Annotated in this window: 20 protein-coding genes; 12 read left to right on the forward strand and 8 right to left on the reverse strand. The window is 62.1% G+C overall.

The window, feature by feature from the left end:
• Positions 1–61: 61 nt before the first annotated feature.
• Positions 62–640, reverse strand: a complete 579-nt coding sequence (locus OKC44_RS08900) for a PhnA domain-containing protein (RefSeq protein ID WP_016350625.1) — start codon at positions 638–640, stop codon at positions 62–64.
• 213 nt (positions 641–853) lie between these two features.
• Here OKC44_RS08900 and OKC44_RS08905 point away from each other — a divergent pair, with 213 nt between their 5' ends.
• From OKC44_RS08905 to OKC44_RS08925, 5 genes are all read left to right on the forward strand, one after another.
• On the forward strand, positions 854–2,083 hold the full coding sequence (locus tag OKC44_RS08905; RefSeq protein WP_270812330.1) for a methyltransferase: 1,230 nt from the start codon (positions 854–856) through the stop codon (positions 2,081–2,083).
• 316 nt (positions 2,084–2,399) lie between these two features.
• On the forward strand, positions 2,400–3,848 hold the full coding sequence (locus OKC44_RS08910) for a chitinase (protein WP_201973513.1): 1,449 nt from the start codon (positions 2,400–2,402) through the stop codon (positions 3,846–3,848).
• A gap of 466 nt (positions 3,849–4,314) precedes the next feature.
• Positions 4,315–4,695 (forward strand): VOC family protein, encoded by a 381-nt coding sequence (locus OKC44_RS08915; protein ID WP_270812334.1) that lies wholly within the window; start codon positions 4,315–4,317, stop codon positions 4,693–4,695.
• Positions 4,696–4,829: 134 nt separating this feature from the next.
• Positions 4,830–5,228: a GFA family protein gene (locus OKC44_RS08920; protein ID WP_270812337.1), complete on the forward strand. Its 399-nt coding sequence runs from the start codon at positions 4,830–4,832 to the stop codon at positions 5,226–5,228.
• Between the two features lie 49 nt (positions 5,229–5,277).
• Positions 5,278–5,907, forward strand: coding sequence for a histidine phosphatase family protein (locus OKC44_RS08925; protein ID WP_270812340.1), 630 nt, complete (start codon positions 5,278–5,280; stop codon positions 5,905–5,907).
• Between the two features lie 53 nt (positions 5,908–5,960).
• On the opposite strand, the gene OKC44_RS08930 is transcribed toward OKC44_RS08925, so the two are convergent.
• Positions 5,961–7,256, reverse strand: coding sequence for a sensor domain-containing diguanylate cyclase (locus OKC44_RS08930; RefSeq protein WP_270812343.1), 1,296 nt, complete (start codon positions 7,254–7,256; stop codon positions 5,961–5,963).
• Between the two features lie 220 nt (positions 7,257–7,476).
• On the opposite strand from OKC44_RS08930, the gene OKC44_RS08935 reads away from it, so the two are divergent.
• Complete coding sequence (locus tag OKC44_RS08935) at positions 7,477–7,887, forward strand: SRPBCC family protein (protein ID WP_011706200.1); 411 nt, start codon at positions 7,477–7,479, stop codon at positions 7,885–7,887.
• A gap of 93 nt (positions 7,888–7,980) precedes the next feature.
• Here OKC44_RS08935 and smrB read toward each other — a convergent pair whose 3' ends face one another.
• Positions 7,981–8,505 (reverse strand): endonuclease SmrB, encoded by a 525-nt coding sequence (gene smrB, locus OKC44_RS08940; RefSeq protein ID WP_011706199.1) that lies wholly within the window; start codon positions 8,503–8,505, stop codon positions 7,981–7,983.
• A gap of 65 nt (positions 8,506–8,570) precedes the next feature.
• On the opposite strand from smrB, the gene prmB reads away from it, so the two are divergent.
• Together prmB and aroC are read left to right on the forward strand one after the other, a co-directional pair.
• Positions 8,571–9,506 (forward strand): 50S ribosomal protein L3 N(5)-glutamine methyltransferase, encoded by a 936-nt coding sequence (gene prmB / locus OKC44_RS08945; RefSeq protein ID WP_024945276.1) that lies wholly within the window; start codon positions 8,571–8,573, stop codon positions 9,504–9,506.
• A 12-nt stretch (positions 9,507–9,518) separates the two neighbouring features.
• Positions 9,519–10,607 (forward strand): chorismate synthase, encoded by a 1,089-nt coding sequence (gene aroC, locus OKC44_RS08950; protein WP_016350634.1) that lies wholly within the window; start codon positions 9,519–9,521, stop codon positions 10,605–10,607.
• A gap of 100 nt (positions 10,608–10,707) precedes the next feature.
• On the opposite strand, the gene OKC44_RS08955 is transcribed toward aroC, so the two are convergent.
• A complete protein-coding gene (locus tag OKC44_RS08955; protein WP_219313475.1) occupies positions 10,708–11,523 on the reverse strand; it encodes a substrate-binding periplasmic protein in 816 nt (271 codons plus the stop codon).
• A gap of 323 nt (positions 11,524–11,846) precedes the next feature.
• On the opposite strand from OKC44_RS08955, the gene OKC44_RS08960 reads away from it, so the two are divergent.
• A complete protein-coding gene (locus OKC44_RS08960) occupies positions 11,847–13,247 on the forward strand; it encodes a DEAD/DEAH box helicase (protein ID WP_024945273.1) in 1,401 nt (466 codons plus the stop codon).
• Between the two features lie 106 nt (positions 13,248–13,353).
• On the opposite strand, the gene OKC44_RS08965 is transcribed toward OKC44_RS08960, so the two are convergent.
• The 4 genes from OKC44_RS08965 to cra all read right to left on the reverse strand — a co-directional run bounded on the left by OKC44_RS08965 (position 13,354) and on the right by cra (position 17,190).
• Positions 13,354–14,043, reverse strand: coding sequence for an RES family NAD+ phosphorylase (locus tag OKC44_RS08965; protein WP_270812349.1), 690 nt, complete (start codon positions 14,041–14,043; stop codon positions 13,354–13,356).
• Positions 14,043–14,447 carry an antitoxin Xre-like helix-turn-helix domain-containing protein gene (locus tag OKC44_RS08970; RefSeq protein WP_103826848.1) on the reverse strand — a complete coding sequence of 135 codons (405 nt, stop codon included), beginning with the start codon at positions 14,445–14,447 and terminating at the stop codon, positions 14,043–14,045. Before OKC44_RS08970 ends, OKC44_RS08965 begins: the two co-directional genes overlap by 1 nt.
• A gap of 256 nt (positions 14,448–14,703) precedes the next feature.
• Complete coding sequence (locus tag OKC44_RS08975; protein WP_201886167.1) at positions 14,704–15,897, reverse strand: aromatic amino acid transport family protein; 1,194 nt, start codon at positions 15,895–15,897, stop codon at positions 14,704–14,706.
• A 306-nt stretch (positions 15,898–16,203) separates the two neighbouring features.
• Complete coding sequence (cra, locus tag OKC44_RS08980; protein ID WP_029303091.1) at positions 16,204–17,190, reverse strand: catabolite repressor/activator; 987 nt, start codon at positions 17,188–17,190, stop codon at positions 16,204–16,206.
• A 305-nt stretch (positions 17,191–17,495) separates the two neighbouring features.
• On the opposite strand from cra, the gene fruB reads away from it, so the two are divergent.
• From fruB to fruA, 3 genes are read left to right on the forward strand one after another with little or no spacing between them, the layout of a single operon-like run.
• Positions 17,496–18,596 (forward strand): fused PTS fructose transporter subunit IIA/HPr protein, encoded by a 1,101-nt coding sequence (gene fruB / locus OKC44_RS08985; RefSeq protein WP_024945270.1) that lies wholly within the window; start codon positions 17,496–17,498, stop codon positions 18,594–18,596.
• Positions 18,596–19,585 carry a 1-phosphofructokinase gene (pfkB, locus tag OKC44_RS08990; protein WP_270812356.1) on the forward strand — a complete coding sequence of 330 codons (990 nt, stop codon included), beginning with the start codon at positions 18,596–18,598 and terminating at the stop codon, positions 19,583–19,585. Before fruB ends, pfkB begins: the two co-directional genes overlap by 1 nt.
• Positions 19,582–21,318: a PTS fructose transporter subunit IIBC gene (gene fruA / locus OKC44_RS08995; protein WP_270812358.1), complete on the forward strand. Its 1,737-nt coding sequence runs from the start codon at positions 19,582–19,584 to the stop codon at positions 21,316–21,318. Before pfkB ends, fruA begins: the two co-directional genes overlap by 4 nt.
• Positions 21,319–21,400: the final 82 nt, after the last annotated feature.

The raw sequence follows: 21,400 nt of genomic DNA on the forward strand, positions 1-21,400 counted from the left end.
TTATCGGCAGGCACAAAAAAAGCGCCCCGTGGGGCGCTCTTGCTGGCAGGGCAGAGGGCGATCAGGCCTTTTTGAGGTAGGCGGCGACCAGCACGATCTGCACACCGTTGACCTTGCCTTCGATGTGCAGCGGGTTGTTGGTGAGGCGGATGCCCTTCACCAGGGTGCCGCGCTTGGCGGTGAAGCCTGCGCCCTTGACGTCCAGATCCTTGATCAGGGTAACCGAGTCACCTTCGACCAATACGGCGCCGTTGGAGTCAACGGTGGGCACGCTGTCGTCATCGTCGCTGGCCATGCCCGCTTCGGCCCAGGCCTTGGTCTCTTCTTCCATGTACATCATGTCCAGCATGTCCTGGGCCCAGACCTCGCCTTGAGCGGAGAGGTTCTTCAGCTGGCGCCACGCCATGACCTGTACCGCAGGCACCTGGCTCCACATGCTGTCGCCCAGGCAACGCCAGTGGTTGACCACTGTGGTCGCCGGCTGCTCCAGCTGGCCACGGCAGGTGTCGCACAGGGCAACGCTGTGATCATCATCGCTGGCCGGAGAGTGGGGGACCGCGAAGGCAGTCAGCGCCTGTTCGGCACCGCACAGTTCACACTTGGCGCCCGCGCGCGCTTGCAGGATGGCATTGATGGTCATGTTTTGGTTCCATTCACGTTGGTAAAATGGCCCGCGATGGGCGGGCCAAGATAATGAAGGGGCGTAATATACCACAAAACCCCGCTCTTTGTCAGGCTAAGCCCGGTCGCAGGACATCGGGGGCATCATCGAAACCTGTTGGCACGGAAGACTGCGGGGCAGCCATAACGGTGCGGCATAGATGAGAGTGCTTTTTGACGCGGGATCGCTAGAATGAGCCTCCATTTTGACGGCAGAACAGGGGCGCGCGTGCTGGCTCAACGTTTTCAACAACTGGATAGATTGCTGAGCGAAGCCCGGCACTGGTGGCAATACCAACCTTACCACCACCTGGACCTTGCCTTTGCCAAGGCGGCGCCTGCGCTGGCTGAGCGGCTCAATGCCCTGTCGCTGGCCGAGATTGAACGGCTCGATGGCGACATGCCTGCCCTGTGCGAGCTGCTTGTCCCCTGGATCCCGCAGGGGTCGGCGCTGCATGCCCTGAGCGCGTTGCCGACCCTGACGGCCGAGCCCATCCCGTGCGAGCGAACCATGGCGATGTACATGCCGGGGCGCAAGCAGGCCCAGATTGAAGCCTTCACTGCCTGTCTGCCCGCGCACCGCGGCCCCTATCTGGAGTGGTGTGCGGGCAAGGGCCACCTGGGGCGGCTGGTCTCCCTGCACCGTCAAGCCGAGGTGCTGAGCCTGGAGCTGCAGGCGCCACTGTGCGAGGAGGGGCGCCAGCTGGCCGCTCGCGACGGCGCCCGGATGGCATTTGTCTGTGCCGACGCCTTCGCCGATGAGACCGCCCAGCTGATCGCCCCGGCCCATCACGCCATGGCGCTGCACGCCTGCGGCGAGCTGCACACCCATCTGATTGAACAGGTGGCGGCGAGCGGTGCCGAGGGGGTGACCCTCTCCCCCTGCTGTTATCACCTGATCCGCACCAGCCACTACCGTCCGCTCTCCGGCCCGGCAAAGGCCAGTGTGCTGCAGCTTGCCAAGAGCGATCTGAAGTTGCCGCTGCAGGAGACGGTCACCGGTGGCGCCCGCATCGCCCGCCTGCGTGAGCAGGAAGTGGCCTGGCGGTTGGCCTTTGATTGTCTGCAGCGCCAGGTGCGCGGGGTGGACGAGTATCTGCCGGTGCCCAACATGCAAAAGAGCCTGCTGACCGGTACCTTCGAGGATTTCTGTGGCTGGGCCGCCGAACGAAAGGGGCTGGTGTTGCCGGCCGGCCTCGACTACGCCGGGTTTCTGGCAAAAGGGGAGGCGCGCTATGGCGATGTCGCCCGCATGGAGCTGGTGCGTCACCTGTTTCGTCGTCCGCTGGAACTCTGGCTGGTGCTGGATCGCGCCCTCTTCTTGCAAGAGCAGGGCTACCGGGTGGAGGTGGGCGAGTTTTGCGACAAGCCCATGACCCCCCGCAATATTCTGATCCGCGCGGTGCGAGCACGGCACGGATAAGCGGTGGGCCTCGTCGCGGCGGGGCCTGATGCAGCATTGTGCTGTTTACCCTTTGATGCTTCCCGTTGAGGCGATCGTGTCGTTGAAAGAGCGGCGTGACCGCTCTTTTCTCATTTTTCTTCGGTTTATTTTCATATAACCGAAAGACTCGTCATCACGTCGCTTCACAATGCATTTTATGCTCGCCAACCGGCAGAGTGAATTGGCTCACAGTTCCGACAACATTCTTAATTTTCACCGTGAATTTAGTGGCCTGTAGGATTATTCTCGAGGCGACTCTTATCCCGACGTTATTCTGACATAAGGACTGTCTGTTATGTTCAAGCCTACACATTGTGCCTGGCTGGTTGCGGCTGCCTGCGCATTGCCAAGTTATGCCATGAATATTCAACCTGACCCACAAAATGCCGGTGGATATGTCATTGCCGCCCCGGATCTGGCGGCGGTTGAAAAAAACAAGACGGCCAATCCCATGTACGGGATTTGGGCAAAAGCGTTGGCGACACGTTCCAATACCATTGTCGATGCCATCAAACCAAGGGCGGCCAGCAATCCGGATAACGTCAAACGGGTCGAGCGGGTATTCACCGAATCGGATTGGGATTATTTAACCCAGATGGCGGCGCCGGAATATACCTATGAGCGCTTCTTGCGGGCGGTCGGGAAATTCCCGGCTTTTTGCGGCGAATATACCGATGGCCGCGATGCCGATGCCATCTGCAAAAAATCCATCATCACCGCCTTCGCCCATTTCGCCCAGGAGACCGGCGGCCACATCGCCAAGGAGAATATCTCCGACAACCCGCTGGCGCTGGAGGAGTGGCAGCAGGCGCTGGTGCACGTGCGCGAGATGGGCTGGTCGGAGGGACAGACCGGCTACACCACCGGCTGCGGTCAGAACGACTGGCAGAACAAGAAGTGGCCCTGCAGCACAGGCCAGGGTTATTTCGGCCGCGGCGCCAAGCAGCTCTCCTATCACTTCAACTACGGCGCCTTCTCCGAGGCGATGTTTGACGGCGATGCGTCCGTGTTGCTGAACAACCCCGGGTTGGTGGCGGACTCCTGGCTCAACCTCGCCTCCGCCATCTGGTTCTTCCTGACCCCGCAGGCGCCCAAACCCGCCATGCTGCACGTGATTGATCGCACCTGGGTGCCCTCCCAGCGCGAGATCGCCGCCGGCATCGGCTACGGCTTTGGTACCACCATCAACGTCATCAATGGCGGCATCGAGTGCGGCGAGCAGAACAAGAACAAGGGCCAGCCGGTCAACCGCATCCGCTACTGGGAAGGGCTGGCCGAACACTATCAGATCCCCGTCAAGGCCGATGAGAAGAACACCTGCTGGCAGCAGACCCCCTATGGCAGCCTCAACCTCAACGGTGCCACCGACGTGCTCTACACCAACTGGGACGGCAACTGGAAATACTACCCGGATCGGCCCGGCGGCTACTCGTTCGAATGTGAGCTGGTAGGGTTCCAGACCGCCTACTCGGCACTGGTACCGGGGGATTACGAGAAGTGCGTGACCAACTTCTACGGCTCCCACGCCAACTGGCCCAAGGTGCGGGTAGTGGCCAAACTGGATCCTGCGCCGGTTGATCCGACCGATCCTCCCGTGGGGGATGTGGCCGCCTGGAGCGCCAGCAAGGTCTATACGGCGGGCAACAAGGTGAGCTATAAGGGCGCCATCTATCAGGCCAAGTGGTGGACCCAGGGCAATGAACCGGGCAAGGGCGATCCCTGGGTGCTGGTACCGGCGAAATAGCATAAAGCGGCTGGTATCAATAAACTCGGTAATGGATAACACTTCTCTTGCCAAGTCGGGGGAAATATTGTTCCCCTTTTCGATATCCTGCCTTGTAAAATAAAGCCAGTGTCCAATTGGGTGAGGTAGATTGCGGTGCTGGATGTCTATCAGCGTATAAGCGTGCTCGGTGATAAAAATAGCTGACAATAATGGATGAGGATGAGGATGAGGATGAGGATGGTCAGTCAGAAATATCGGTCAGGTACTGTTTATAATCTGGGGCAGATGCCATTGAACAGTATTTTTTAGGACCGATATTGGTGACTGTCAGGTGTTATTGCTCTGCCTCCTTTTTTTCGCTAGATACCCATCGCCAGAATATTCATTTTTATCGAAGCAGGCATATCCAGCGGTTAAAAAGCATTGGCCGTCACTCTGCAATGAGGTATCACTGTGCCGATGAGTGCAAATCAGAGGAGGCTTCATGTTCAATATTGCCATGCATTTTGAAATCCCGGTAACGGATATGGCGCGTGCCACGGCGTTTTATCACCGTGTGTTTGGCATCGAGTTCGAATTGACGCAGATTGATGGCAACGAGATGGCGCTGTTCCCGCTGACAGAAGGGGTGGAGGGTTGCTCCGGCGCCTTGGCCAAAGGGGAGAGCTATGTGCCCAGTATCGACGGCACGCGGATCTATCTCGCGGTCAGCGAGATTGAGCGGGTGATGGCAACGGCCCAGGCGGCCGGTGCCCGGCTGCTCTATCCGGTGACGCAGGTCGGGGAGGGCATCAAGGTGGCCGAGTTTCAGGACCCGGAAGGCAACCGGATTGCATTGCAGGAGCGTTGGCTGTCGGCCTCGTGAGCCATCCCACAGCCGGTTTTGTGATGGGCGGTGGCCGACGAGGGCGCAACATGGTACTCATCTGATCCGGCAGTGGCCGCAATGGCGCGGTCACGTCAGCGATGGCAAGCGACAACAAGAGGCAAGGAGGCGTGATGAAGGGACATTGTTTGTGCGGTGGGATTGAGGTCTCGGCTGGCGATCACCAGGAGGTGGGGCTGTGTCACTGCAGCACCTGTCGGCGCTGGTCAGGCGGCCCCCTGTTTGCGGTGCACTGTGGCAAGGAGGTGCGCTTTCGCGGGCTCACCCCGGTGGCCTATCGCTCCTCGGAGTGGGCGGAGCGAGGATTTTGCCCCACCTGCGGTACCCACCTTTTCTATCACCTGTTGTCGACGGATGAGTACATAGTGCCAGCCGGCCTGTTTCAGAGCGAATCCTTCCAGCTGGCGAGCCAGATCTTCATCGATGAAAAGCCCGATTTCTACGAGCTGAAAAACGAGACACCGACCCTGACCGGTCAGCAGGTGTTTGATCAATTTGCCCCCAAGCCGTGAGAACGGGGCTGGGCAGTGCGAGCATCGGCCGCAATCAAAGGAACAGACAATGCAACTGGTGGTGATGCGCCACGGGCAAACCCCGGCCAATGCCGAGGGGCGCTATCAGGGGGCGTTGGATATCGGTTTGAGTGACACCGGGGTGGCCCAGATCAGAGTGCAGGCAAGGGCGCTGGCCTTGGCGCAGGCTCCGTTTCAGCGGCTGCTGAGCTCCCCCTTGCTGCGGGCACGGCAAAGCGCGGCCCTGGTAGCGGACGAGCTGGGGTTGCCGGTGACGCTCGCCCCCGCTTTTCGCGAGCGCCATGTCGGGGTGTTCGAGGGGCTGACCCAACAAGAGGCGAGGGAGCGTTACCCTGCGCTGTGGGCACGCAACATCACCCGGCGCTGGGCCGAGGCGCCACCTGGGGGCGAGTCGCTGGACGAAGTCATTGCCCGGGTCGGGCTGGGACTGGCAAAACTGGTGCAGAGCGGCTGCCAGGAACGGGTGCTGCTGGTGGCACACGGCGTGGTGGCCAAGGTGATCCGGGCGCTGACCGTGGCGGGATTTGACGACTTCTTCGAGTGGCAGCTGGCCAACGGGGCCGTGCTGGAGGTGTCTCTTGCATGTGGCGATGCTGGCGGGCCACTGGGTCTCTTTGCCCGGCCGGGCAATGAACATGGCGTCGCGGCCTTGAATTGAGCCAGAAGCGCCAGGCCTGATAAGTGTTTCTCAGGCCTGACGCGTATTGCCTGTCAGGGGGCGTCTGGCAGTGCCTTCCTTGAGCAGTTGCGTCCCTGTTTCTTGGCCAGATAGAGGGCGGTATCGGCCCGGCGCACCATGCGCTCCACCGTATCCTGCGGGCCCAGGCTGGCACTGATGCCGATGCTGATGGTGAGCGGCACCTCGGTGCCTGCGCCCAGCTGATGCAGCTGCGACTCGACGGCGAGGCGGATCCGCTCCGCACTGGCCCAGGCCAGCTCCAGCGAGGTTTCCGGCAGCAGCACGATGAACTCCTCGCCACCCCAGCGGCCCAGCATGTCCACCTCCCGCAGCTGTTTGGCGACCCGTCTGACCAGGCTGAGAATGGCCTGATCCCCTTGCTGGTGGCCATAGGTGTCGTTGATCTGCTTGAAGTGATCGATGTCGATCAACAGCAGGCTCATGGTGTGGCCGAAGCGCTGGCAGCGCTGCATCTCCAGCTTGACCAGCTCGTCGAAGCGGCGCCGGTTGGCGATCCCGGTGAGGGGATCCGTGGTAGCCGCCACCTTGAGCTCCTCCACCAGCCGGGCCCGCTCCGAGATATCCCGCAGAATGGCGGTCATCTCGGTGGTCTGACCCAGGTTGATCTTGGCGATGGTCACCTCCAGCGGAAATTCGCTGCCGTCGCGGCGCAGCCCCATCACGGAGGCGCGGGCATGCATGGGGCGCGAGTTGATGGGGGAGTTGCTGAAGGCCTTGAAGTAGCCGTCGTGGTTGGCCCGAAAGCGCTGGGGCAGCAGGGTCTCCAGCCGTTTGCCGAGGTAGCTTTCGTCCACCCCGAACATCTCGCAGGCAGCGGTGTTGATAAGTTCGATGCGCGACTCGCTGTTGACGCTGATGATGCCGTCGTAGGCGGAGTTGACCACCGCCTCGAAGCGCTTGCGGCTCATCTTGAGCGCCTCCTCCAGCTGCTTTTTGGCGGTGATGTCGATGGCGGTGACCATGATGCGAGTGATGCGGGACTGCTCGGGAATGATGGGGGAGATGACAAATCGCCACCAGCTGGTGCGCGACAGGGTGTCGATGGGCAGCTCGCTCTCGAGCCCCGTCTGCTGGCTCACGCACTCGTGCATCGGCTGCTCGATGCTGCCGGTGATGTAGCGGGGAAACATTTCGTTCAGGCGTTTGCCGATGCTGCCGAGCACATCCAGCTCGAAGGCTTGGGCAAAGGTGTCGTTGGCGGAGATCAGGGTAAAGCGATCGTCGTCGTCGAGGGAAAACACCGCAACGGCGGCACCGATGGCATCGAGAGACGACTTGATGTCGGCATGGGAACCCTGTGTGAACATGCAACCTCCATGGCGAATAACGTATTGATATTCAGTATAGTGCGGCCGTTTTTGATCCTTGTCCCGCAGGCAGAACAACGCCTTGCCACTGGGTTGGCGGTGATGAGCCCTGCCAGAAGGACTGGCTCGGCGCCATCCGCTGGGCTTTACTTGCAGGCATCTGCAAGCGAGCTGGCCGGCATGGCCAGTCTTCCCACAGCAAACTAGCACGGAGCGCGTCATGAAGATCAGCATCGAGGCACATATCGAGCAGGAGATAGAGGCCGTCTGGTGGGCCTGGAACGATCCGGACTGCATCGCCAGATGGAATGCAGCCTCCAGTGACTGGCACACCACTGGCAGTCGGGTCGACTTGGTGGTGGGCGGGCGTTTCTGCCATCACATGGCCGCCAAGGATGGCAGCGCCGGTTTTGATTTCACCGGCACCTTTACCCGGGTGGAGGCGCCGACCCGCCTCTCGTTCGTGATGGATGACGGGCGCGAGGTGGATGTGCAGTTTGCGAGCGAACCGGGCGGCACCTGGGTGCAGGAAACCTTCGATGCCGAGACGAGCCACACCCCGGCTCAGCAGCAGGCGGGCTGGCAGGGGATCCTCGACAACTTCAAGCGTTATGTGGAAGCGGCAGGCTAGGGGAGGCGCCTGCGCCCATAAAAAAACCACCGCCAGGTCGCGGTAGTTTTTTATGCTGCTCTGTTCGTCAGAGCATGCCAGAAGGCAGGAGCGTTACTCCTCGATATCCAGCAGCACCAGGATGGCGCTGTCGCCGCCCCACTCGCGGGGGGCCTGATGGAACGCCTGCACGTTGGGGTGCTGGGCCAGCCAGCTTGGGATGCGCTGCTTGAGGATATGTTTGCCGATGCCGTGCATCACGGAGGCGACGTGGATGTTCTCTTTTTGGCAGAGAGTCAGCAGGGCTGCCAGCTCCTGTTTGGCCTGCTGCTGGTTCATGCCGTGCAGGTCCAGGTAGATCTCCGGCGGATAGCTGCCGCGCTTGAGCTTTTTCAGCTCGAATTTTGACACATCTTCACGCACGTAACGGGTCGGTCCATCGGCCTCGAGATGGGGTTGGTACTCATCGCTGAAATAGTGGTCAACCCCAAGCTTTTCGCGGCTCTCACGCAGTTCGCGTTTCTGCTTGACCGGGCGCAGGTCGGCCCTTATGGTATCTTGCTTGATTTTCCGGGTACCTTTTATCGCATCGCGGAACAGCTGGGTTTCCTCGTCTGTCGGTGAGGGCGTTTTTTTCATCAGGTACTCGTCTTGCTCGCTGTATAGAATTCTCGGGCCGGATATTACTCGACTTGGAGGTGGATTTGGACAAGATATTTATCGATGAGGTGGTTGCCGAGATGCACACCATCCAGGACATGTTGCGCTGGGCCATGAGTCGTTTCAACGACGCCGGGATCTTCTACGGACATGGTACCGACAACGCCTGGGATGAAGCCGTGCAGCTGGTACTGCCCGCGCTACATCTGCCGCCGGACGTGGATCCGGGCATGCGCCACTCCCGTCTGACCACCAGCGAACGGCACCGCATCGCCGAGCTCATCATCCGCCGCGTGCAGGAGCGGGTACCGGCCGCCTACCTGACCAACAAGGCCTGGTATGCCGGTTGGGAGTTCTACGTGGACGAGCGGGTGCTGATTCCCCGTTCCCCCATCGCCGAGATGGTGGCCAACCGCTTCGCCCCCTTCCTCAAGCATGAACCGACCCGGATCATGGACTTGTGCACCGGCTCCGGCTGCATCGCCATCATCATGGCCCACGAGTTCCCACAAGCCGAAGTGGATGCCATCGACATCAGTGTCGATGCCCTCAACGTGGCCGAGCGTAACATCAACGATCACGGGCTGGAGCAGCAGGTCATTCCGATCCGCTCCGATCTGTTCCGCGATCTGCCGGTCGGCGACAAGTACGATCTCATCGTCTCCAACCCGCCCTACGTGGATTCCGAAGACATGTCGGATCTGCCGGACGAGTTTCGTCACGAACCCGAGCTGGCGCTGGCCTCCGGCTCTGACGGCCTCAAACTCACCAAACGCCTGCTGGCCAATGCCGCCGACTTCCTCAAAGAGGATGGCGTGCTGGTGGTCGAGGTGGGCAACAGCATGATCCATCTGGAAGCCCAGTTCCCGGACGTACCCTTTACCTGGGTCGAGTTCGAGAACGGTGGTCACGGCGTGTTCGTGATGAGCCGTGCCGATCTGGTGCAATACCAGGACTATTTCGCGATTTACAAGAGCTAAGCAGGAGCACTCATGGCAGGGAACAGTTTCGGCCAACTCTTTCGTGTGACGACCTTCGGCGAGAGCCACGGCCTGGCGCTGGGCGCCGTGGTCGACGGCTGCCCGCCGGGACTGGAGATCAGCGAAGCGGATCTGCAGGGGGATCTGGACCGGCGCAAGCCCGGCACCTCCCGCTACACCACGCCGCGCCGCGAGCCGGACGAGGTGAAGATCCTCTCCGGGGTGTTCGAGGGCAAGACCACCGGTACCTCCATCGGGCTCTTGATCGAGAACACCGATCAGCGCTCCAAGGACTACTCCGACATCAAGGACTTGTTCCGCCCGGGCCACGCCGATTACACCTATCACCAGAAGTATGGCCAGCGCGACTATCGCGGCGGCGGTCGCTCCTCCGCCCGTGAAACCGCGATGCGGGTGGCGGCGGGAGCCATTGCCAAGAAGTACCTGAAACAGGTGCACGGCATCGAGATCACCGGTTTTCTCTCCCAGCTTGGCCCCATCAAGGCAGAAGCCTTCGACGCGGCCCAGATCGAGCAGAATCCCTTCTTCTTCCCCGATGCTGGCAAGCTGGAAGCGCTCGATCAATACATGCGCGACTTGAAGAAAGAGGGCAACAGTATCGGTGCCAAGGTGCAGGTCATCGCCAGCAATGTGCCGGTGGGACTGGGTGAGCCGGTGTTCGATCGCCTCGACGCCGACATCGCCCATGCCATGATGGGCATCAATGCGGTGAAAGGGGTGGAGATTGGCGACGGGTTCGCGGTGGTGGAGCAAAAAGGCTCCGAGCACCGTGACGAGATGACCCCGGCCGGCTTTGCCAGCAACCATGCGGGCGGCATTCTGGGCGGTATTTCATCCGGCCAGGATATCGTGGTGAGCTTAGGCTTAAAGCCCACCTCCAGCATCACGGTTCCGGGCAAGACCATCACCACCGAGGGCGAGGCCACCGAGATGATCACCAAGGGGCGCCATGATCCTTGCGTCGGCATCCGTGCCGTGCCCATCGCCGAGGCGATGCTGGCACTGGTACTGATGGATCACCTGCTGCGCCACCGTGCCCAGAACCAGGGCGTGTTGACCCATACCCCGCAACTGCGCTGATCGGCCTGCTTACCGCTCGGTTGATCGAGTGGTGCAGACGCAGTCACAGTCAAAAGGTGACCTCAGGGTCGCCTTTTTCATGGGCCTTCATCGCGCTGGGTTATTGGTTGGGTGTTACCTGCTCAGCCGCCGGGTTGTCGAGCCGGCAGGGGGGCGGTGCCACATCACGGCCGGGTGGGGGCAGGCCGGCAATCACCTCATTGACTCGGGCGAGCTGCTCGTCGGTGACGGCCGAGTTGGCAAACATCAGGCTGACCGGTTGGTGATGGAGCAGCAACTGACAGCGGATAAAGCCGTCGGCCCCCAGCTGTTGCAGCCGGTAGCGAGCGTATTGCCACTCCATGATGACGCCGTCCAACCGACGGGCCAGCAGCAGATCGACCAGTCGGTCATCCGCGTTGTATTCGCTCGCCTGCTTGAGGGCGGGACACGCTTCCATCAACTGGATGGGGCGGGTGCCGCGCAGCTTGCCAAGGCGCAGTTGGCTTTGCTGGCAAAGCTGCGACAGGTCTGACACCGCCAGCCAGGGATCACGCTGGCCCGGGATGGGGTTGTTGCTCAGCAGCACGAAGGTACTGCGCCGATAGGGCACCGAGAAGCGGGCAAAGGCGCGCCGCTCCGGCGTATCGAGCGCCCCCATGGCCACGTCTAGCTGCTGCTGCTCGAGCAGATGGATGGCCCTGGCCCAGGGCAGGTTGCGAAAGTGGGATTCCAGCCCCGCCTGACTCAAGATCTGGCGGGTCAGGGTGACGTCCAGCCCATCCAGCGTCCCCTGGGGATTGATGTAACTGAACGGGGGCCAGTGGCTCCAGGCCACCGACAGCCTGGGCTTGGCCTGCAGCGGCAGAGAGAGCCCAACTGCCAGCAGGAAGAGCAAGAGCCAGCCAGGGGCGGCCGACAGAAGATGAACACGCATGAACCTGAACCTCCTTGTACAGGACGGATGCGGCGGTATCGCCGTTATCTGGCATCAAGCATAGCCTGATTCGAATGAGTTCTTGAGCGGCTTTTCCGGGCGGGACGGTGACCTGCTTTTGGCAAACATGCTGGGAGGAACGTCACATTTTTCTCGTTTCTCCTCAATAACTCCGTTAGACTGCGCCCCTATTCTTTCCCCTTTGCTCTGCTCCCCGGGGAAATCGTTGTGTTCTCAACAGGCCCGAGTCTGGCGAGATGGCATCGGCTCAGCAGAGGAGCCCCATCCCGGATTGTCGGCGCCCCTATCCCTAGCAGGTAACTATGAGTTTTACTTCCCTCGGTCTGGCCGAACCCTTGTTGCGTGCCGTTGCCGAGCAAGGCTACGACACCCCGTCTCCCATTCAGCAACAAGCGATCCCGGCGGTACTGGCTGGCCGTGATCTGATGGCCGCCGCCCAGACCGGGACCGGCAAGACCGCAGGTTTTACCCTGCCGATGCTGCAGCGTCTGACTGAAAGCAAGCGCAAGGTCTCCCCGAATCGCATTCGTGCCCTGGTGCTGACCCCGACCCGCGAGCTGGCCGCCCAGGTGGGCGAGAGCGTGCGCAATTACGGCAAGCACCTGCCGATCCGCAGCCACGTGGTATTTGGCGGCGTGAGCATCAACCCGCAGATGATGGCCACCCGCCGTGGTCTGGACGTGCTGGTGGCCTGCCCGGGCCGCCTGATGGATCTCTACAACCAGAACGCCGTCAAGTTCGACGAAGTGGAAATCCTGGTGCTGGACGAAGCGGATCGCATGCTCGACATGGGCTTTATCCGCGACATCCGCCGCATCCTGGCCCTCTTGCCGAAGAAGCGCCAGAACCTGCTGTTCTCCGCCACCTTCGCCGACGAGATCCGCGAGCTGGCCACCGGCCTGCTGGACAACCCGGCGGTGATCGAAGTGACCCCGCGCAACAGCACCGCCGAGCGTATCGAGCAATTGGTACACCCCTGCGACAAGGCCAACAAGATTGCCCTGCTGAGCCATCTGGTCACCAGCAACAACTGGCAGCAGGTGCTGGTGTTCACCCGTACCAAGCACATGGCCAACCGCGTTGCCGAGACCCTCGACAAGAACGGCGTCAGCGCCGCCGCCATCCACGGTAACAAGAGCCAGGGTGCCCGTACCCGCGCCCTGGCCGGTTTCAAGGATGGCAGCGTCAAGGTGCTGGTGGCGACCGACATCGCTGCCCGTGGTCTGGACATCGACAAGCTGCCGCAGGTAGTCAACTTCGAGTTGCCGAACGTGGCGGAAGATTACGTGCACCGTATCGGCCGTACCGGCCGTGCTGGCGCTGCCGGTCACGCCATCTCCCTGGTTGCGGCCGATGAAGGCAAGCTTATCAAGGCTATCGAGCGGCTGACCAAGCAGAACATTCCGTGCGAGCAGGTGGCCGGTTTTGAAGCCTCCCGCGAGACCCTCGACAACATCGCCCGTGGCATCGGTGCGCCGCTGCGCAAAGAGCCGCGCGATCCGAGCGAGCAGCGCCGTGCGCCGCGCCCGCAAGGTCAAGGCCAGCGTCAGGGCGCCGGTCGCTCTGCCAACGGTGGCAATGGCGGCGGTAACCGCTCCGGCAACGGTGGCAAGCCCAAGCCCCAGGGTGGCCAGCGCCCTGAAGGCGGCGCCGGCAAACCGGCTCAGGCTCGTCGTCCCCGTCGCGCTACCCACAACCAGTAAGCGGCCTGGGAGCCTGATCCCTCGTTCGGTTGATGTAAAAAGCCCCGCCACTCTGGCGGGGCTTTTCTATATCCGGGAATCGGTCGAGTGAGGCGGGCAGTGCCCGTCACTCGCCATAGAGCGTGATCTGCAGCACGTTGGCGATGGCGCTGCCGTTCCAGTGGTACTCCAGATGGCGGGGCTGATGAACGCGACTGACCAGGCGCGGGCGATAGAGCAGGTAGCAGTCGTGGCCGCTGTGGCGCACCGAGCGGTAACAGATGCCGTCCACATCCAGGGCTTTCTGCTCGCGGGCGAAGGCCTGGGAATACCCGTAGTCGGTCGCATGGTAGAGCGGTGTGGCGAGAAAGGCCTCGCCGGTAATGTCGATAAGGCTGGCGCTGAACTCGGCATGGATCACCCGCATCTGCACCTTCTGGGCGGGTTCACGGGTGTAGCCGAAGACGCGCTCCTGGTGGTAGACCGTCTCCTTGATGGCGGTGTCGAGGCTGGGGGCGCAGTAATAACCGCCAAAATCGCCGGTGGTGAAGCGGGCCCCTTCTGGATTGAGGTGAGTGAAGGCAGCCATCACATGGCTGCCGCCGGCCAAGCCCACCAGCCAGTCCGCTTTCGGCACCCGCGTCAGCTCGCCGGCCTCTTCCCTCAACCTGTCGTTGGTCAGCGCTTCGATGGCCCAGACTGCCTCCAGTTCGTCGGCGTTGGCCACATCCTCATAGAGGCAGATGGTGGGGTAGCGGCTCGGGATGATCCGGTAGGCGGACTCGTCCTTGAATGCGCGCTGTGGGGGCGTCTGCATCAGGCCATGCCTCCGCGCCAGGCGTGCAGGCGGGTAGCGACTTCATAGAGATCGGCCACCCTGCCACCCTGCATCACCTCCATGGCGCTGCGGCCGGCGAAGAAGGGGTGGCTGTTGGACTTGCGCACCCAGCCATAGATGCTCTCGTCCGCGCTGAACAGTACCCGCAGGCTCTTGTGAATGTTGAGCAGGTAGCTCATTCGCTCCTGCAGATCCGCACTCAGTCTGATCCCGCCGTGGGACTCCTTGTACTTGTTCAAAGTTGAACGCGAAGAGATGCCGAGCAGTCGCAACTGTTCATCTGTGTTGCACTGCCATTTGTCCAGGATGCGAAACACCACCGGCAGCGCCTTGCTGGGATCAACGGCGCCATCTTGCCGTTGAAGGTGTGCGGTTGCGACCATGTCAGGCTCCTTGCTGGATTGAGCGTGTGTTCTGTTGCCAAAAAGGCGATCTGTTATCAGTGTACAAGAATTGTTCATATATATACAGGGTGTCGATGATGGTGCATATATGAACGTTTGATGCATCAAGGAGATGATCACCGCGCAGGCGGACCCCTTTATATCGATGGCATATACCGATGGCATAGAAAAAGCCCCGCCAACTGGGTTGGTGGGGCTTTTGTGCTTTTGCTTTAGGGCATGCACCGACTCTGGCTTAGAGCGCGGGCAGCAGTCCCATGCTGACGCTTATCTGCACCCCGACGATCAGCACCCCCATGGCGCCGGCAAGGCCCAGGGCCAGCACGCCGCCCGGGGCACGGTAGTGGTGCGCCTCGGCCCGCTTGCGGCTCTGCCACACCAGGGTCACCGGCAGCAGCACCGCCAGCACCGCCAGCGCGATGGCGGCGTAGCCGAGCGCCATGATGAAGCCCTGCGGGAAGTAGAGGGCAAACAGCAACGGCGGCACGAAGGTGATGAGGCCGGTCTGGGTGCGGCCCTGCCAGTTGTCCTTGCGACGGGTCACCTTGGCCATAAAGTCGAACAGTCCCAGCGTCACCCCGAGGAAGGAGGTGGCCAGCGCCAGATCGGCGAACAGATGCATCGCCTGGTTGAAGGCAGGCCAGCTCACCAGGTTGCCGACGTTGGCCAGCAGGCTGTCCAGCGCCCCGCCGGTCTGGATCAGGGATTGCTGACCGAGCAGCCCCAGGATGGCGATTTGCCACAGCACGTAGAGGATGAGCGGCAGGGCGGAGCCCCACACGAAGACCCGACGCAGCTGCTTGGGGCAATCCCCTAAGTAGAGCATCACGCTCGGGATGGAGCCGTGAAAGCCGAACGAGGTGAAGATGACCGGCAGGCCCGCCAGCAACAAGCCCTGACCGAGCGGCATGGAGAGCAGGTGCTGCCCCTCGGCACGCGGCAGCAGCAGCGCCAGCACACCCACCATGATCACCAGCTTGACGGTGAACATCAGTCGGTTGAGGTAATCCACCTGTTTGGTGCCGACGCAGACCATGCCGCCAAACAGCAGGGTAAAGGCCCAGGCCGCCTGCTCCTGGCTGAGGGGCAGGCCGGCATCGGCCAGCGCCTGGGCCAGCAGGCTGCTGCCGCCGCTGATGTAGGCGGAGGCTAGCGAGTAGAACAGCATCAGGATGCAGAAGGAGGCAATGCGCTTGCCCCAGGGGCCGAGCAGGTGATCCGCCAGCTGGTGCAGGTACCACTTGCCGGTGTTGAGGCTGGCTTCCACCTGCAGCATGGCGGTAAAGGCCATCAGGCCCCACAGGCCGATCATCAGCAGCAGGGTGGCGGGTCCGCCAAGGGAGGAGGAAGCCAGCGGCAGGGCCAGCATGCCGGCGCCTATGGTGGTGCCGGCAATCAACAGGGTACATCCCAGGGTTTTGGTATTCATGGTGTCCATCCGAATCGAGAAACTGCGCCGTGCGCAGCAGGCATATGAGGTGTTGGCAAGGCGCCTCCGGGGTCGAGACCGGAGGCTAGCAATATCGGAGTGAACCCATCGTTACGAAAAATCCGCTGGTTGTAAAAGATGGTTGCCAACTTAGCGAATTAAAATGTTGGATACAAGCGTGTAAAGGCGGATTTTGTTCTGGGTGGACAGAATAAGTGGAAATAAAAGATGACAGGAGCGCGCTTTGGCTGGTGAAAAAACGCGCCGCTGCGAACCGGGTCGCAGCGGCGCGCGATGTAGAGAGGATTAACGGCGGCGTTTGAGGGTACGGCTCACATAGTGCAACCCGCACTGGTATTCACCGCCAATCGCCTTGAGGGCCAGCTCCAGCGCCTGGCTGGCGAGGGCATCGTGCTGCTGGGGCAGGGAGTTGATGCCGAAGGGGAGAAAATCGAGCAGGCGATCGTCGCCGAAGGTGGCCATGGCCAGCCGGCTCATGTCGGTCTCCTGTTCCAGTAGATAGTCGAGTACCCCCTCCATCAGGATGTAGGAGGTGGCCACCAGTGCCTGGGGCAGCTGGCCGAGCTGCAGATGCAGCGTCTTGATCAGGCGGTAGCCCTCGGCGCGGGAGAAGTGGGCCCCTTCACACAGATGGCAAGCCGTGCTGTGGCTGGCGACGGCCTGCTCGAAGCCTGCTTTGCGTTCTCGGCTGATCGTGAGCGCCGGCAGCGCGGTGATCAGGGCGATGTGCTTGATTGCCGGCGAGAGCAGGGAGGCGGTGAGATCGCAGCTCGCCTTCTGGTTTTCACTGGCCACGGTGACGAACTTGTCGGCCGCCATGGCCCGGTCGATGGCGAGCACCTGGATGCCGCGCGTCTGCAGGCCGAGGTAGAAGGGGTCTTCGGGTGGCAGGCAACTGGCCACCAGCAGTGCATCCACGTGGCGGCTGGCCAGCATCTCGGCCAGCTCCTTCTCGGTGGCGGGGTCATCTTCCGAGCAGACGATCAGCAGCTGATAACCCTGAACCCGCGCCCCTTGCTCCAGCCGTTTGGCGAGCTTGGCGTAACTGGCGTTCTCCAGGTCGGGCAGGATGAAGCCCAGGGTCTTGGTCTGGCCACCGCGCAGGGAGGCGGCGCGGCTGTCCGGCTGGTAGTTGTGGGCGGTGACCACCGCCATCACCTTGTCGCGGGTGGCCTGGCTGATGCGGTATTGGTCGGCCTTGCCATTGATCACATAGCTGGCCGTGGTGCGCGAGACACCGGCGAGGGCGGCGATTTCATCCAGTTTCATCATGTTGGCTCTGTTTGAGTTGCAAGGCCCACGGGCACTGCCTGGTGAGGGCACCGAAAAGTGTGCGCGGGATCATATCATTGAAAAGCACTCTTTGTGGGTACTTGATCAATTCGCTGAAACGATTCAGTCTGAGTGTAAGTGAAACGATTCAGCTTGTCAGCAGACAATCGATGGCCGGGCATAAAAATCGGGTATGACCCGCGAAGGGATGCAATCCGGTCTATTGTCAGCAGGCGAGTGGTACGAATGGTTATGTTTGATGAGCCGGTACGGTCAGGCCGCCCGGCACCTGATGGAGAATCTCTATGTTGAAGTTGGCGCGACAGCAGATCTTGCTGGGGCAGTCGGTGGCGACCAAGGCCGAGGCCATTGCCCTGTTGGCAGGCAAACTGACCGAAGCCGGTCTGGTGGAAGCGGGATATGTAGATGGCATGCTGGCGCGTGAAGCGCAGCACGCCACCTATCTTGGCAGCGGCATCGCCATTCCCCACGGCACCACCGACACCCGGCATCTGGTGAAGAACACCGGCGTCATGGTGGCCCAGTTCCCGCAGGGGATCGAGTGGGACGAGGGGCAAATCGCCTACGTCGCCATCGGCATCGCCGCCAAATCCGACGAGCATCTGGGCATTTTGCGCCAGCTCACCCACGTGCTGGGTGACGAGCAGGCGGCGGCGCAATTGAAAGAGGCCACCGATGCCGACACCATCATCAATATCCTGACCGGTGCGACGGCGGCCAAAGAGGTGCAGTTCCTGGCCCTGGCCGACTTCCCGGCGGACGATCGCGACCAGCTGTTGCTGGGCGCAGCCGCCCGCGCCAAGTCCGCCGGCTGGGGCGATGCCGCCATGGTGAGCGCCCTGTTGGCAAGTGAACCCGCCTACCTGGGCGAGGGCATCTGGCTGGCGCGGGCACAAGCCGCCCAGACCGGCTGGGTGCTGGCCACCCCGAGCACTGCACTGAACGCAGGGGAACAACCGGTCAGCGCCCTGCTGCTGCTGTGCGCCGCAGATAGCAGCCATCTGGCGCAGCTCGACAATTTGGCCAAACTGGCGGCTGCCGGTCAGCTGGCCACGCTGGCGGGCAACGAGGGACTGGCCATGCTGCAAGCGGGGCCGGCCAGCGGTCTGTCCGACACCTTCACCATCATCAACCCCCACGGGTTGCACGCCCGTCCGGGCGCCATGCTGGTCAAGGTGGCCAAGGAGTATGAATCCGACATCCGCGTGGCGAATCTGGATGGCAGTGGCGAGGCGGTCTCCGCCAAGAGCCTGATGAAGGTCATCGGTCTGGGCGTCAAGTGCGGGCACCGTCTGGCGTTTCGCGTCGAAGGCCCGGATGCCGAAGCGGCGCTCAAGGGCATAGGCGCCGCCATTGCGGCCGGGCTGGGCGAGGGGGCGCACTGATGGACATAGTGACGATCACCCTCAATCCGGCGCTCGATCTCACCACCCGTCTCGAGGCGATGAGTCTGGGCGAGGTGAACCTGGTGAGCGAGGCCAACCTGCGTGCGGCGGGCAAGGGGATCAACGTTGCCATGGTGCTCAAGGACTTGGGCCGCAAGGTGGGCGTCACCGGCTGGCTTGGCGCCGATAACCAGCAGAGCTTTGTCTCCCTGTTTGCAGAGCGGGCGCTGGATGATCACTTTGTGCGAGTGGCGGGCAACACCCGCATCAACGTCAAGATCTCCGAGCAATCCGGTCGGGTCACCGATCTCAATCTGCCGGGGCTCACCATCCACCAAGGAGAAGTGAGCGCCCTGGAGCAGGCCATCGATGAGCTGACAGCGCGCGCCGACTGGTTCGTGCTGGCGGGCAGCCTGCCCAAAGGGGTGGCCCCCGATTACTGCGCCCATCTGATCCGCCTGCTCAAGGCCAAGGGCAAGCAGGTGATCTTCGATTGCAGCGGCGCGGCCTTAAGCGAAGGGATCAAGGCGGCGCCGACCCTGGTCAAACCCAATCTGGAGGAGCTGAGCCAGTGGGCGGGCCGCCCCATCAAGACTTTGAGCGAGCAGGCCGAATGTGCCCGCGCGCTACAGGCAAGCGGGATCCCCAACGTGGTGATCTCCAACGGCGCCGATGGCCTCATCTGGTTTGCACCGGATGCCGTCTGGCAGGCGATTCCGCCGCGCATGCAGGTGGTCAGCACGGTTGGTGCCGGCGATTCCCTGGTGGCAGGTCTCGCCCATGGTCTCAGCCTTGGCTGGACGCCGGAGCAGACCCTGCGGCTGGCCACTGCCGTCTCCGCGCTGGCGGTCAGTCAGGTGGCGGTCGGTTTTAGCGATATCAGTGTGCTCAACCCCTTGCTTGAACAGGTGCGCGTACAGCGTCTGGATGCGCTGGCACCGTTTCAATGCCATACCCCCTCAATGGAAAACTCAGGAGATGCCCAATGAAAGCAATCTTGGTTACGGCTTGCCCGGCGGGCATTGCCACCAGCTTTCTCGCTGCAAAACGGATAGAACAGCAGGCCAAACTGGCTGGCTGGGAGCTCACCCTCGACGTCGGCTCCAGTGTGCAGCCCCGTCAGGTACCGGACAAGGCGCAGATTGCCGCGGCCGACCTGGTGCTGGTTGTTGCCAGCGCTCCGGTGGATCTCGCCGCCTATGATGGCAAACGGGTCTATCAGGGCAGCATGGATCTTGCCTTGCAGGATCCGGCCGCCTTGCTGGAAGCCGCCGCCAGCGGCGCCAGCGTCTATCGCCATCAAGCCGCCTCCGCCGTTGCCAATGCTGCCGCCAAACCGGCCGCCGCTGGCAAGCGCATCGTGGCGGTGACTGCGTGCCCGACCGGGGTGGCTCACACCTTTATGTCGGCAGAAGCGCTGGAGACCATGGCCAAACAGCTGGGTCATCAGATCCGGGTCGAGACCCAGGGTTCGGTCGGTGCCCAGAACGCCCTGACTGCCGAGGAAATTGCCGCTGCCGATCTGGTGTTCCTCGCCACCGACATCGAGGTGGACATGGCCCGTTTCGACGGCAAGCCGGTCTATCGCACCAGTACCGGTGCGGCGCTCAAGAAAACCCGTGCCGAGCTCGACAAGGCCTGGAGCGAGGCGAAAACCTATCGCCACAGCGGTGCCAGCCAACCCAAGAAAGAAGAGAAGGCTGGCCCCTACAAGCACCTGCTGACCGGGGTCTCCTTCATGCTGCCCATGGTGGTGGCGGGTGGCCTCATCATCGCGCTTTCGTTCGTGTTCGGGATCGAGGCGTTCAAGGTGGAAGGCACTCTGGCCGCGGCCCTGATGAAGATCGGTGGCGGCTCCGCCTTTGCCCTGATGATCCCGGTGCTGGCCGGCTACATTGCCTACTCCATCGCTGACCGTCCGGGCCTCGCTCCCGGCATGATCGGCGGCATGCTGGCAAGTTCCTTGGGCGCCGGTTTCCTCGGCGGCATCGTGGCCGGTTTCCTGGCCGGTTACAGCGCCAAGTACCTGAGCGACAAGGTACGCCTGCCGGTGACCCTGGAAGCGCTCAAGCCGATCCTGATTATTCCGCTGTTTGCCAGCCTGTTTACCGGCCTGGTGATGATCTACGTGGTGGGTGGCCCGGTGGCCGGCATCATGAATGCCATGACCACCTTCCTCAACAATATGGGCTCCGCCAACGCCGTGCTGCTGGGTGTCATCATCGGCGCCATGATGTGCTTCGACATGGGTGGCCCGGTCAACAAGGCGGCCTACGCCTTCGGGGTCGGCCTGCTGGCCTCCAAAACCTACGCCCCCATGGCTGCCGTGATGGCCGCCGGCATGGTGCCGGCGCTGGGGATGGGGATCGCCACCTTCCTGGCCCGCACCAAGTTCATCAAGGCTGAGCAGGAAGCAGGCAAAGCCTCCTTCGTGCTGGGTCTGTGCTTCATCTCCGAGGGGGCCATCCCGTTTGCCGCCAAGGATCCGATGCGGGTCATCCCGGCCTGCATGGTCGGCGGCGCCCTGACCGGTGCGCTCTCCATGCTGTTCGGTTGCGAGCTGATGGCGCCCCACGGTGGTCTGTTCGTGCTGTTCATCCCGCACGCCATCAGCAACGTCATGATGTATATCGTGGCGATTGCGGCAGGCTCGCTGCTGACCGGCGTCTCCTACGCCATGCTCAAGCGCGGTGAAGAGCAGGCCAAACTGGCCACGGCATAATCCGCTAACCAGCAACACGCCATACAAGAGAGCGGCCTTTGGGCCGCTTTTTTATTGCCCACATTTATTGTCCAAAAAAGTG

Source organism: Aeromonas sp. S41-2 (assembly GCF_027705845.1).
GTDB lineage: Bacteria > Pseudomonadota > Gammaproteobacteria > Enterobacterales > Aeromonadaceae > Aeromonas > Aeromonas hydrophila.